We start from the raw sequence: 12,831 nt of genomic DNA, 5'->3' as shown, positions 1-12,831 counted from the left end.
TCGAGAGTAAATAATGCAGTTACCATCAAGTCAGGAAATCATTGAAGATTTGGAATTCTTTGATGATTGGGAGCAAAAATACCAATACATCATAGATTTAGGTAAAGCACTACCACGCCTTGAAGATGTTCAGAAAACGCCGGAACGGCTGGTGAAAGGATGCCAGAGTAGTGTGTGGCTGGTAACCGAGATGAAGGGTGACAAAATTCACTTCGAGGTTGACAGCGACGCGGTTATCGTACACGGATTACTGGCGCTGGTGATGGCGGCCTACAATGATAAAACGCCGGCAGAAATCACCGCCTTTGATATTGATGGTTATTTTGCGGCACTTGATCTGGAGCGTCACATTACGCCGACCCGAGGTAATGGATTACGTGCTATTGTTGGCAAAATCCAGCAATTAGCTGTTCAGCACGGCGGTTAGCCTGCGTTAGCCTCTCCAATTGTGAAGATTTTTTGATAATTGCCCTTTACCCCCTAGGCACAGGGGCAAAGATTGCCTATAATTCGCCACCAAAATTTTTACAATTAAACCCGGAGACAGAAAATGGCTCTTGAGCGTACGTTTTCAATTATTAAGCCTGATGCCGTTGCTAAAAACGTAATCGGTGCGATCTACAACCGTTTCGAAACTGCTGGTCTGCGTATTGTTGCCTCTAAAATGGTACACATGAGCAAAGAGCAGGCAGAAGGCTTCTATGCAGAGCACAAAGAGCGTCCTTTCTTTGGTGCACTGGTAGACTTCATGACGTCTGGTCCGGTAATGGTTCAGGTTTTAGAAGGCGAAAATGCCGTAGTTAAAAACCGTGAAATCATGGGTGCAACTAACCCGGCTGAAGCGGCTGCTGGTACTCTGCGTGCTGACTACGCAGTATCAATCGACGAAAACGCAGTGCACGGTTCTGATGCCCCTGAATCTGCGGCGCGTGAAATCGCGTATTTCTTCTCAGAAGAAGAAATCTGCCCACGCACTCGCTAAGCTCAGCTTAACGCTTTGCAAAAAGGGAGCTTCGGCTCCCTTTTGTGTCTGTGAATGACAATCTGATTCGTGATATTCTATAGCGGTTCCAAGCTACCATTTAAAGAGTTGATGACACTTTATGACCAAAACAAACCTACTCAATTTTAATCGGCAGGGATTGCGCGACTATTTCGCTGAAATCGGCGAGAAGCCATTCCGTGCTGATCAGGTTATGAAGTGGATTTATCAGCAAGGTATCAGTGATTTTGAACAGATGACCAATCTGAATAAAAATCTGCGCGCCAAGCTGATTGAAAACTGCGAGATAAGAGCGCCTGAGATTGCTTATCATCAACAGGCCTCAGACGGCACCATTAAATTTGCGCTTAAACTCGATGGTGGTCAGGAAGTTGAAACCGTGTGGATCCCTGAGGCTGACCGGGCCACGTTATGTGTCTCTTCGCAGGTAGGATGTGCACTTGAATGTACATTCTGTTCTACCGCGCAACAGGGTTTTAACCGCAATCTGACAGTCAGTGAAATTATCGGTCAGGTATGGCGCGTAGCCACTACCCTGGGATTATCTAACGATACTTCCCAACGTCCGGTGACCAACGTGGTTATGATGGGCATGGGTGAGCCGCTGTTAAACCTTAAAAACGTCGTACCAGCGATGGATATTATGCTGGATGATTATGGCTTTGGTTTGTCTAAACGTCGGGTAACCCTGAGTACCTCAGGTGTGGTGCCAGCCCTTGATATGCTGGGCGATCAGATTGATGTCGCGCTGGCTATTTCGTTGCACGCGCCAAACGATGAACTGCGCGATGAAATCGTACCAATAAATAAAAAGTACAATATCGAAGAGTTTCTGGCCGGTGTACGTCGGTATTTAAGTAAGTCTAAGGCCAACCAGGGTAAAGTTACGGTTGAGTACGTCATGCTTAACCAGATTAATGACTCTACCGACCATGCTCATCAGCTGGCTAAGGTGATGAAAAACACCCCGTGTAAAATCAACCTGATCCCGTTTAACCCTTATCCAGGCTCACCTTATACGTGTTCAAGTAATTCACGTATCGATCGCTTTGCCAAAGTACTGATGGAGTATGGTTATACTGTTATCGTTCGCAAGACTCGCGGCGATGATATCGACGCCGCTTGTGGCCAGTTAGTTGGTGACGTAGTGGACCGCACTAAAAGAATGTTGAAAAAACAGATGAAGGGCGAGCCAATTTCGGTAAAAATGTCACAATAACAAACTGTCGAAAAAACAGAGGGTAAGCGCTGCAGATGAGAATATTGATTGTGTTGAGTCTGATGATCGCCCTGGCCGGATGTGTCAGCGAAAGTCAGCCCGGAACTTTTAGCTCGGAGTTTGATCAACAGGAAGCGGCGAAAACCCGGGTTTCTCTCGGTCTGACTTATCTTAAGAACGGTAATTATTCCCAGGCCAAGCAAAATTTAGATAAAGCGCTGGCTTTTGCCCCACGACTGGCCGAAACCCATTACGGTCTGGCTTACTACTACCAGGTGGTAGGCGAGACAGAACGTGCTGATGAATCTTATCAAACCGCAATGAGCCTGGCGCCGCGTGACGCGAATATCGCCAATAGCTACGGCGCCTTCTTGTGTCAGGACGGTCGCTACGAAAAAGCCAAAGAGTTTTTTATGCGGGCGCTAAATGCCAGACAGTATGCCAACTCAGCCGAAACCTATGAAAATATGGCGCTTTGTGCACAAAGCCAGGGGCAAGCAGAAGATGCCATCGAATATCTTAACAGCGCCCTGAAACATCAGCCCGGTCGGGCAAAAACGTTGTTTATCCTGACCGAAATGTATGTGGCCACAGAACAATATGGCCTGGCTCAGGAAACCCTGCGTCGTTATGAAAGGGTGGCGAGAGTGTCGCCTGATTCGTTGTGGATGGCGATAGAAATTGCCAAAGGCCAGGGCGATATTCGCGCTGCTAACGGCTATGGTGATATGTTGCTGCGCATGTACCCGGATAATTCGCTGACCCGTTTGTATGTAGAGCGGCAAAAAAGTAACCCACAGCCAGTGGTTAAAGTAAAAGCCAAAACCGACGCCGTAGTAAAAAAAGAAACCCAGGCTCCCTCTGAGCCCGTGGTGGCAACACAACCCAAACCTGAGCAGGTTATGCAAGCGCCGCAAGCGCCGCAAGCAGAGACTGAGTCTGTACAAAAGTTTCATATCGTACAGCCACAGGAAAACCTGTACCGCTTGTCGCTAAAATATAATATTAAGCTTGATACGCTGAAAGAATGGAACGGCCTGAATACAAACGGGTCTATCAGGTCAGGTATGAAACTGTGGCTGGTACCACCGGCAGAACAATCCAACTAATGTAGGTAACAAATGGACAAAGAGCAGCACATCGAAGCTGATGAGCAGCATGTGCCTGCCACGCCCAGTCCCGGTCAGGTATTGCGGGAAGCGCGGGAAGAGCAGGGCCTGACTCAACAGGCAATCGCTGATAAATTGTATTTGAAAGTCGGTATCATTGATGACCTCGAGCAAAACCGACTCGATGATTCAACCTCGGTGACGTTCACTAAGGGGTATGTAAGGCTTTACGCCAAAAACGTGGGCTTGAACGCAGAAGAATTACTGAAACTGTTTGATCAGTATCACACTACCCCTAAACCACCGGCAAAATTACAAAGCTTTTCCCGTCGCGTGGCTAAGCAGGCCCATGATGACCGTTGGATGATGGTGACTTACGGCATTGCCGTGGTGCTGATTGCGGGGGTTGTGGTGTGGTGGTATCAACAACCCGCAAATGAAGCGGACTCCCAGCCTGTTGCGCCCAAAAGTGTGCAAAGCCAGCCGCAACAGAGCCAGCAAAAAAATGCGGCAGCAGTTGATGACAGCACTGTGCTCAATGACTCTGCTGAGGACTACGTGTCCGATGAGGCTGAAGAAACCGTAGTCGCTGACAATGTTGATGCCTTGCAAACTAACCAGCAGGACGATACCGAAGCGCTTACCCCCGAGCCTGAAATTAATGAACCGGTAGTGTCTGACCCCGCCAGTGATCTGAACAGCCCTGATGGTGCACCGGTAGAGTTGGTCTTTAACTTTAACGCAGACTGCTGGGTGAATATAAATGATGCCTCAGGCGAGGCGATTGCCTACGGCGTAAAATCATCAGGCTATCAGATGCGTGTTACCGGGCTGCCGCCTTTTGAAGTCACACTGGGAGCACCAAGTGTGGTAGAAATTACTTATGATGGTGAAGCCGTGGATATGTCAGGTTTTGACCCCACCCGAACCGCTAAATTTTCGTTACCCAGGCAGGATCAATGATGTTTGCTGATAGTCCTATCCAACGCAGAAAATCTATTCGAATCAATGTTGGCAATGTCCCCATTGGTGATGGCGCGCCTATTGCGGTGCAATCCATGACTAATACACCTACCACTGATGTTGCCGCAACGGTTGCGCAAATAAGCCGTATTGTTGCCGTTGGCGGCGAAATCGTCAGGGTATCAGTGCCGACTATGGATGCTGCAGAAGCCTTTAAAGAAATTCGCAAGCAAGTGAGTGTGCCGCTCATCGCCGACATTCATTTTGATTACCGCATTGCCCTGAAAGTAGCCGAATATGGTGTGGATTGCTTACGCATTAACCCCGGTAACATTGGCAATATGGAGCGGGTAAAGTCAGTTGTTGACTGTGCTAAAGATAAGAATATCCCTATTCGAATTGGCGTAAACGGTGGTTCGCTGGAACGTGATTTACAGGAAAAGTACGGTGAGCCAACACCCGAAGCCCTGCTGGAATCAGCCATGCGCCATGTTGATATTCTCGACAAACTTAATTTTGACCAGTTTAAGGTATCGGTAAAAGCCTCTGATGTGTTTTTGGCGGTAGGTGCCTATCGCTTGCTGGCTAAGCAAATTGAACAGCCCCTGCATTTGGGGATTACCGAAGCAGGCGGACAGCGCGCTGGTGCCGTTAAAAGCGCGGTTGGTCTGGGCATGTTGCTGGCCGAAGGCATCGGCGACACGCTGAGGGTATCGCTGGCTGCTGATCCGGTTGAAGAAATCAAAGTTGGTTTTGATATTTTAAAATCCCTGCGCATTCGCTCGCGCGGTATTAACTTTATTGCCTGTCCAAGCTGCTCCCGCCAGGAGTTCGATGTAATCGGTACGGTAAACGCGCTGGAACAGCGTTTGGAAGACATATTAACGCCAATGGATGTGTCGATTATTGGTTGCGTAGTTAACGGACCAGGCGAAGCGGAAGTATCGGACTTAGGCCTCACCGGCGCACGCAATATGAGTGGATTTTATCTGGACGGAAAACGTCAGAAAGAGCGTCTGGCCAATGATGATCTGGTAGAACAGCTGGAAAAACGTATTCGTGCCAAAGCGGCAATGCTGGATTCTGCTAACGCCATTCCGGTGGTGGAAAAGTAGCAGCTAAGAACAATTTCTGCCGCGGGCAAGAATGTTTGTGGTTAATCACTAAAGCCCCTATAATGCGGGGCTTTTAATTAGGGTTGAGAGAGAACAGGTGGCAAAAACAATCCAGGCTATTCGAGGTATGAATGATTGCCTGCCGACGGAGTCGGGTAAATGGCAACAGGTCGAGGCAGTTATTCGGCAGGTTGTGGCCAGTTATGGCTATCAGGAAATCAGAACGCCTATCGTCGAAAGTACCGACCTGTTTAAGCGCTCTATCGGCGAAGTAACCGACATCGTCGAAAAAGAGATGTATACCTTTGAAGATCGCAACGGCGACAGCCTGACACTTCGTCCTGAAGGTACCGCCAGTGCGGTGCGTGCCGGCAATGAGCACGGCCTGATTTACAATCAACAGCAACGGCTGTGGTACATGGGGCCGATGTTCCGTCATGAGCGCCCGCAAAAAGGCCGTTATCGTCAGTTCCATCAGTTCGGTGTCGAAACCTATGGCCTGGAAAGTGCCGATATCGACGCCGAAGTGATTCAGTTATCGGCGCGTTTGTGGAAGCAGTTTGGTATTGCTGATGCGGTCACGCTGCAAATCAATTCCCTCGGTTCAAATGAAGCCCGTCAAAATTATAAAGAGGCGCTGGTCGCGTATCTTAAACAGCATGAAGAAAAGCTGGATGAGGACTCTTTACGCCGTTTAGAATCCAACCCGCTACGCGTGCTGGATAGCAAAAATCCGGATGTACAGGCATTAGTTGTCGATGCGCCTTCATTGATGGAGTATTTGGATGACGAGTCAAAAGCGCATTTTGAGTTGCTGTGTCAGTTACTGGACAACGCCGGTATTCGTTACGAAGTAAATCCTCGCCTGGTACGCGGGCTGGATTACTATAATCGCACCGTATTTGAGTGGGTAACCGACAGTCTTGGCGCGCAGGGCACCGTGTGTGCTGGTGGACGTTACGATGGTCTGGTTGAACAACTGGGCGGAAAACCAGCACCGGGTGTGGGATTTGCACTTGGTATGGAGCGACTGGTGTTGCTTCTGGATACGCTGGAAAAAATCGAACAGGAACAGCCTGCGGCAGACATTTATGTTACCGCATTGGGCGATGACACCCGTGGCTACGCCAGTCGGGTTGCCGAATCATTACGCGACGCGAGCAGTCAGTTGCGGGTAATGTTGCATTGCGGCGGTGGTAACTTAAAGAAACAACTTAAGCGTGCCGACAAAGTCGGTGCCAGTGTTGCCTTGCTAATTGGCTCAGAAGAAATGGCCGCCGAACAAGTAACGCTTAAACCATTACGCGGTAATGGTGAACAGGCAAGTGTTGCACTTAGTGAACTGCCTGAAGCAATAAATAACGTGTTATCTGCATAACCGTTAACAATAACGAGGTTTTAAAATGGAACAATTCGCTACAGAAGAACAACAGGTAGAAGCGATTAAACGATTTTGGTCAGAGCATGGAACGTCTTTGATTGTGGGTGCAGTGCTAGGCTTAGCTGGTTTGTTTGGCTGGCAGTACTATAGCGATTCACAAATTGCTGCCAAAGAATCGGCATCGCAGTCTTATCAGGCAGCGCTGGAGTCTCTGGTTAATGACGAAAACAGCAAGCCGATTGAGACGGTAATCAATTCAGACAGTGCAACCGGTTACGCTAACATCGCTGGTCTGTTGGCAGCTAAACAAGCGGTTGACGACGGTAACCTGGACACGGCTGCAACTTATCTGAACACCGTCGCCACTAACGCCGTGGATGAAAGTCTGAAGCAAGTGGCAAAGGTTCGTCTGGCGCGTGTTCAGCTTGCTCAGCAACAGCCTGAAAAAGCATTGTCGACCATTGAGTCTGTTAAAGATGAAGCCTTTACAGCCCAGGTTGAAGAAATTAAAGGTGATATTTTTGCGGCACAAGGGAACTTTGATAAGGCTCGTATAGCCTACTCTTCTGCGTTAGAGAAAGATATCAACAATCGATTACTGCAAATGAAACTTGATAACCTTGCAGTTACCGCAGGATAGTGAATGAATTTAAATACTCGAAACATCTCACAGCATTCCGCTCTGTGTGGCCGTATGTTTAAACGGGTCGTTTTAACCGCTGCCATTATTGGTTTGTCTGGTTGTGCTACCATGTCAGACTGGTTTGCTGATGAAGAAGAAATAAAAATTCGTCGTATCGCGCCAATTGAGAATCAGTTTGAGCCAAAAGAAGTCTGGAGCTACTCGATTGGTGACGGTGTGAACGGCTTTTTTTCGCGATTAGAGCCTGCTTTTGGCAATAACAAAGTGTTTGCCGCAGAGCGTCACGGTGAAGTTGTTGCGTTAACCCCCGATACAGGTGATGTTGTCTGGGAGCGTAATTTTGCGATATTCAAAGAAGAGTCGTTCTGGGATGATATCGCACGCATCTGGCGTAGCGGTGCATCGGCAAAAATAAGTGCGCTGGCTGCGGGTTATAACATGGTGTTTATCGCTACTGAAGACGGCATCATACGCGCGCTTGATCAGGAAACCGGTGAAACCCTGTGGGAACAGTCAGTCCCGGGTGAAATCCTTGCCACGCCAGCTATGGACGAAGGTATTCTTGTTCTTAATACAGGCGCTGGTGTGCTGTTTGGTCTGGACGTGAAAACTGGCGAGCAGCTATGGCGCAGCGAAACCGACGTGCCACCATTAAGCCTGCGTGGTATCTCCGCGCCGGTGGCGACCAATGGTGGTGCAATAGTAGGTACACCAACCGGTAAGTTACAGGTTAATATTCTGACCAGTGGTATTCCAGCCTGGGAAACGGCAATTACAGCCCCTTCCGGAGCCACAGAGCTGGAGCGCATCATTGATGTGGACTCCTCGCCGGTTGTTTATGGTACCAACGTTTACATCGTGTCATACGATGGCACCCTGGCCGCTCTTGAATTACGCAGTGGGCGTATTTTATGGAAGCGTGAATATGGCTCTTACCGCGATTTAGCGGTCAGTGGCAATCGTATTTACGTAGTTGATACCCGCTCTATTGTTTATGCATTGGATCGCCGTAACGGCGTCGAAATCTGGTCACAGGCCGGTCTTAAAGAACGTAACTTAACTGCGCCACTGGTGATGGATGATAAATTAGTAGTAGGTGACCGCTGGGGATTAATGCACTGGCTGAACACCGAAGACGGTTCATTGATTGCACGTTATGATCTGGGCGGCGACGATGAAGACGAAGCCATTTACGCCACGCCAATCAAAGTGAATGATCTGGTGGTGACCATTACCCGTGATGGCGATATTGCGGCGCTGTCATCTCAGTAAGCTGACCTGACACATCCTGCAATTCGCCGGATTATCCGATATAATCTAACGGCCGCGCTCTTAGCGCGGCCGTTTGCTTGTTTACTACTTAAAGGAACACCGATATGTTGCCTGTTGTGGCGTTAGTTGGGCGACCCAATGTGGGTAAGTCAACTTTGTTTAACCGTTTAACTCATTCCCGTGATGCGCTGGTTGCTGATTTTCCTGGCCTCACCCGGGATCGCCAGTATGGACAGGCCAGCTACGAACAACGTCAGTTTATTGTGGTGGATACCGGTGGTATTACAGGCGATGAAGAGGGCATAGATACCCTGATGGCACAGCAATCATTGCAAGCTATCGAAGAAGCTGATGTCGTGTTTTTCTTAGTGGATGCCAGAGCCGGGTTATTACCCGCTGATCAGTTAATTGCTGACCACCTGCGTAAAACCGATAAGCAGGTATTTTTGCTGGCCAACAAGGTTGATGGCATCGATGGCGACAGCGAGAGCGCTGAATTCTTTTCTTTAGGGTTGGGCAATGTGCATCAGATTGCTGCGGCCCATGGCCGTGGTGTCGCACAACTTATTCAGTCGGCGTTGTTACCGCTGGAACAAGAATTTCCCGAAATGCTGGTGCAAAAAACCGCCCAGGAAGAAGAACTGGATGCCGAAGAGCAACTGGAAAAGTTGCAAAGTTTGCCCATTAAACTGGCTATTGTTGGTAAACCTAACGTTGGTAAGTCCACACTAACTAACCGCATTCTTGGGGAAGACCGGGTTGTGGTTTTTGATATGCCAGGGACCACCCGCGACAGCGTGTATATTCCACTTCAACGCGACGATCGTGAGTACATCATTATCGATACGGCCGGCGTACGTAAACGTAAAAAAGTGTCTGAGGCAATTGAGAAATTCTCTATTGTAAAAACCCTTAAGGCTATCGAAGAAGCCAACGTGGTGTTACTGGTAATTGATGCGCGGGAAGGTATTTCCGATCAGGATCTCAGCCTGCTGGGCTTTGTATTAAATTCCGGCCGCTCGCTGGTGGTTGCCGTGAATAAATGGGATGGCCTGGATACTGACGTTAAAGACGAAATAAAACGAGAGTTGGATCGTCGGTTAGGCTTTATCGATTTTGCCCGGTTACATTTTATCTCGGCCTTACATGGATCGGGAGTGGGTAATTTATTTGAGTCGGTTGATGAAGCCTACCGTGGTGCCACCAAACGGATCAACACTTCGATGCTCACCCAAATTATGAAAATGGCCCAGGAAGATCACCAGCCGCCAATGGTTCGCGGACGTCGGATTAAAATGAAATATGCCCACGCCGGTGGTTATAACCCACCGATTATCGTCATCCATGGTAACCAGGTTGAGGACATACCCAATGCCTATAAGCGTTATCTGATGAACTATTTTAGAAAAGCGCTGGATGTGATGGGTACGCCTATTAAGATGGAATTCCGCGAGGGGGCTAACCCGTTTGAAGGTAAAAAGAATCAGCTTACGCTGGCGCAGCAGCGTAAACGTAAACGTCTGATGGATTTCCATAAAAACAAAAAGTAACCAAAGGCCCTGTTTTCAAACGGGGCTTTTTTTATCAGGCTATTTAAGGACTGATTTCAGAGCGCCTGACGTAGTTCTTTCATAAGGGCTGATTCACCTGGTACGGTAAGTTCACGCAGGGCCTGAATGACCAGAGGATCGCCAATCCGGGAAGGAAAGGTGGTGCTGAATTTAACAAACTTGTCCTCAAGCCTGAACAAATAAATACTGGCATACAAGGCTTCACTGTCATCACCTTCCGCAGCGAGTTCTGACATCATGCCATGAATATTGCCTGTATCATCACTGATCGGATGCTGATGCTTTTTGATATCAATATTCATCGCTCGCTCTGCGGCGATCGTTTTAGCCTGTTCTACCGCATCTTCCAGTTCATGGATAACCTGTTGCGCACTGTTATGAGTGAGCGGGGCCAAAACAGGGTAAACAGCAATATCAACAATGGCATCAGTAAATTCCGGGTGCAGGTAGCGCGCCAGAACCCCTTTAAACGGATCGGGATAGAGGTATTGCTGGCTGAGCCGGAATTTTCCCAGTGTCTGAGGCAGTACCAGCTGACCTGAGTAATCGCTGGCCCCCATAGCCTTATAAAGATAGGGGGTTGTAAAAAGGTGCTGTTGCTCTGCATGGGCGGCCCAACGCAGAATGATTTGTTGGATATCCTGAGGTGTGACTTTATCCTGATGCCAGTAATGGACCAGAAAACTATCCAGTTGCACGCCGCGCCACTCAACGGAAAACTCACTAAAGCTCTGTAATGGCTGATCTTTAGTACTACCTTGCTGCGTGGCTGGTGTTTCGGTTAACTGGTTGGCTATGAGCAACTCGTAGTCATGCCGACTCACAGACGGACTAAGTTCTCTGAATAGCGACAGCTGCTCGAGGCCGGCAAGAAATTCGTTTGACGCGATACCATCGTTGCGACATTGGCCCTGAGAAGACGCAGCAAAGCACGCTTGCTCGGCAGTTTGACTGAGATAGGACGAAAATACGTTTACCGCAAGGTCAAAAGGGAGATTAACCGGTGCACTGAGCTGCGGTTGCTCCGGTGGCGTAGGGGAGCTCGCGCCACAACCTGTCAGCATAAGTAATACGGGCACCGCAAATAGGTGCCGCCAACCATTATTCAAACAACATTACCTTTAACGAGTGCCAGCGCCACTTGAGTGGCGGGTCTGTAATTTAGCTTAAATCGTGGGTTTGGCTCTGACAGCCTTTACCACACTGATAATTTCACCATCAGTTACCCGGCTGACAATCTCATCCTTTTCGTTCACCGCGGTAATACTGGTAATGGCCTGCTGCCCTTTCAGGGTAGCTGAATAACCTCGAGCCATTGTGGCCAGTGGACTGACAGACTGCAACAGGTGCGCAAGTGTAGCAAGCTTGCGTTTGTCCGTCTCTAGTCGCTGATACATCATTGTCTGAAGTTGTCTGGTTAAAAACAGCCGTTGGGCTTTGATCTTGTCGAGTTTAATTGATGGATGCTGGCGCGCCAGACGACTTTCTAAACGTTGGTTACGCCCTTGCAGGAGGGCGATTCGCTGGGTAAAGCGGTTGATCATTCTTTGTGTAAGCTGATCTACCCGCTGACTTTGTTGTTGAAGCATGACCTCAGGATGACGCGTCTTAAGGCGCTGACTCAGAACCGCAAGGGTATGAGAGCGGCTTTGCAAGCTGCTTCTGAAAGCCCGGGTAAGGTGATTTTGCAGTTGCGCGATGCGTTGTTGCGTTTCCCGCTGATCCATAGACAGCAGTTCGGCAGCCGCCGAGGGCGTTGGCGCACGTAAATCAGCCACAAAATCGGCAATGGTTACGTCTACTTCGTGTCCTACTGCACTTACCAGTGGTAGTTGTGAGCGCGCTATTTCACGTGCTAGTGATTCATTGTTAAAACACCACAGATCTTCCATTGAACCGCCACCGCGGGTCAGCAGAATAACATCCACTTCATTGCGCTGGTTTGCCAACCAGATATTCCGGGCCAGCTGGGCTGCGGCTTGTTCACCCTGAACCATGGAAGGGTAGACAATGACTTCGGTTGCCGGACTGCGGCGTTTTAACACGCTTAATACATCGTGCAGGGCGGCGCCATGGGCGGAGGTAATTACGCCAATGCGGGTGATATGCTCTGGCAGCGTTTTTTTGCTGGCGGGATCAAAAAGTCCTTCAGCCTGGAGTTTGTATTTTAGCTGTTCGAATGCCAGTTTTAGCTGGCCCTCACCCTCGGGCTCCATGGTTTCCACCACAAGCTGGTAGTCGCCACGGGGCTCATAAATTCCCACGCTGGCTCTGACCAGCACCTTGTCCCCTTCTCGTGGCGGGTTGCGTACCACACGATTAGCCGAGCGAAACATAGCCGCTCTGACCTGGGCTTTGTTATCTTTTAACGTAAAATACCAGTGCCCGGAGGAAGCGCGGGTCAGGTTGGATATTTCGGCGCTCAACCAGACCAGACCAATTTCACTGGTTAAAATGTTACGCGCTAAACGGTTTAATGTTGTTACGCTGTGAACTTTTTGCCCGTCCGGGGCAGAGAATACTGTCATCGAATGAAAAAACCTCAGCTTTAATGC

At 49.0% G+C, this 12,831-nt stretch carries 12 protein-coding genes; 10 read left to right on the top strand and 2 right to left on the bottom strand.

Annotated features, from left to right (window positions below):
- Positions 1-13: 13 nt before the first annotated feature.
- From BFC17_RS19030 to der, 10 genes are all read left to right on the top strand, one after another.
- Complete coding sequence (locus tag BFC17_RS19030; RefSeq protein WP_070178099.1) at positions 14-427, top strand: SufE family protein; 414 nt, start codon at positions 14-16, stop codon at positions 425-427.
- 123 nt (positions 428-550) lie between these two features.
- Positions 551-982, top strand: a complete 432-nt coding sequence (ndk, locus tag BFC17_RS19025) for a nucleoside-diphosphate kinase (protein ID WP_070178098.1) — start codon at positions 551-553, stop codon at positions 980-982.
- Between the two features lie 121 nt (positions 983-1,103).
- Positions 1,104-2,222, top strand: a complete 1,119-nt coding sequence (gene rlmN, locus BFC17_RS19020) for a dual-specificity RNA methyltransferase RlmN (RefSeq protein ID WP_070178097.1) — start codon at positions 1,104-1,106, stop codon at positions 2,220-2,222.
- A gap of 35 nt (positions 2,223-2,257) precedes the next feature.
- Positions 2,258-3,331, top strand: a complete 1,074-nt coding sequence (gene pilW, locus BFC17_RS19015; RefSeq protein ID WP_070178096.1) for a type IV pilus biogenesis/stability protein PilW — start codon at positions 2,258-2,260, stop codon at positions 3,329-3,331.
- 12 nt (positions 3,332-3,343) lie between these two features.
- Positions 3,344-4,294: a RodZ domain-containing protein gene (locus BFC17_RS19010; protein WP_070178095.1), complete on the top strand. Its 951-nt coding sequence runs from the start codon at positions 3,344-3,346 to the stop codon at positions 4,292-4,294.
- Entirely contained in the window at positions 4,294-5,409 is a 1,116-nt protein-coding gene (gene ispG, locus BFC17_RS19005) for a flavodoxin-dependent (E)-4-hydroxy-3-methylbut-2-enyl-diphosphate synthase (RefSeq protein WP_070178350.1), read from the top strand. Before BFC17_RS19010 ends, ispG begins: the two co-directional genes overlap by 1 nt.
- A gap of 97 nt (positions 5,410-5,506) precedes the next feature.
- The gene (hisS, locus tag BFC17_RS19000; RefSeq protein WP_083271854.1) at positions 5,507-6,787 is read left to right on the top strand and encodes a histidine--tRNA ligase; all 1,281 of its coding nucleotides are present in this window, start codon (positions 5,507-5,509) and stop codon (positions 6,785-6,787) included.
- 25 nt (positions 6,788-6,812) lie between these two features.
- Positions 6,813-7,430, top strand: coding sequence for a YfgM family protein (locus BFC17_RS18995; RefSeq protein WP_070178093.1), 618 nt, complete (start codon positions 6,813-6,815; stop codon positions 7,428-7,430).
- Positions 7,431-7,484: 54 nt separating this feature from the next.
- Positions 7,485-8,705: an outer membrane protein assembly factor BamB gene (bamB, locus tag BFC17_RS18990; protein WP_070178349.1), complete on the top strand. Its 1,221-nt coding sequence runs from the start codon at positions 7,485-7,487 to the stop codon at positions 8,703-8,705.
- 104 nt (positions 8,706-8,809) lie between these two features.
- Positions 8,810-10,255 carry a ribosome biogenesis GTPase Der gene (gene der / locus BFC17_RS18985; protein ID WP_070178092.1) on the top strand — a complete coding sequence of 482 codons (1,446 nt, stop codon included), beginning with the start codon at positions 8,810-8,812 and terminating at the stop codon, positions 10,253-10,255.
- A gap of 56 nt (positions 10,256-10,311) precedes the next feature.
- Here der and BFC17_RS18980 read toward each other — a convergent pair whose 3' ends face one another.
- Both BFC17_RS18980 and xseA read right to left on the bottom strand, forming a co-directional pair.
- Entirely contained in the window at positions 10,312-11,340 is a 1,029-nt protein-coding gene (locus BFC17_RS18980) for a hypothetical protein (protein ID WP_139142145.1), read from the bottom strand.
- Between the two features lie 102 nt (positions 11,341-11,442).
- Entirely contained in the window at positions 11,443-12,804 is a 1,362-nt protein-coding gene (gene xseA / locus BFC17_RS18975; RefSeq protein WP_070178090.1) for an exodeoxyribonuclease VII large subunit, read from the bottom strand.
- Positions 12,805-12,831 lie beyond the last annotated feature (27 nt).

The sequence above is a fragment of the Marisediminitalea lipolytica genome (genome assembly GCF_001758465.1).
GTDB lineage: Bacteria > Pseudomonadota > Gammaproteobacteria > Enterobacterales > Alteromonadaceae > Alteromonas > Alteromonas lipolytica.
This window is presented reverse-complemented; position numbering and strand designations above follow the sequence as displayed.

Coding starts and splice junctions, on each gene's coding strand:
- pilW (WP_070178096.1), top strand. CDS start 2,258: ATGAGAATATTGATTGTGTTGAGTCTGATGATCGCCCTGGCCGGATGT.
- BFC17_RS19030 (WP_070178099.1), top strand. CDS start 14: ATGCAGTTACCATCAAGTCAGGAAATCATTGAAGATTTGGAATTCTTT.
- BFC17_RS19010 (WP_070178095.1), top strand. CDS start 3,344: ATGGACAAAGAGCAGCACATCGAAGCTGATGAGCAGCATGTGCCTGCC.
- ispG (WP_070178350.1), top strand. CDS start 4,294: ATGTTTGCTGATAGTCCTATCCAACGCAGAAAATCTATTCGAATCAAT.
- ndk (WP_070178098.1), top strand. CDS start 551: ATGGCTCTTGAGCGTACGTTTTCAATTATTAAGCCTGATGCCGTTGCT.
- der (WP_070178092.1), top strand. CDS start 8,810: ATGTTGCCTGTTGTGGCGTTAGTTGGGCGACCCAATGTGGGTAAGTCA.
- rlmN (WP_070178097.1), top strand. CDS start 1,104: ATGACCAAAACAAACCTACTCAATTTTAATCGGCAGGGATTGCGCGAC.
- bamB (WP_070178349.1), top strand. CDS start 7,485: ATGTTTAAACGGGTCGTTTTAACCGCTGCCATTATTGGTTTGTCTGGT.
- BFC17_RS18980 (WP_139142145.1), bottom strand. CDS start 11,340: ATGCTGACAGGTTGTGGCGCGAGCTCCCCTACGCCACCGGAGCAACCG.
- xseA (WP_070178090.1), bottom strand. CDS start 12,804: ATGACAGTATTCTCTGCCCCGGACGGGCAAAAAGTTCACAGCGTAACA.
- BFC17_RS18995 (WP_070178093.1), top strand. CDS start 6,813: ATGGAACAATTCGCTACAGAAGAACAACAGGTAGAAGCGATTAAACGA.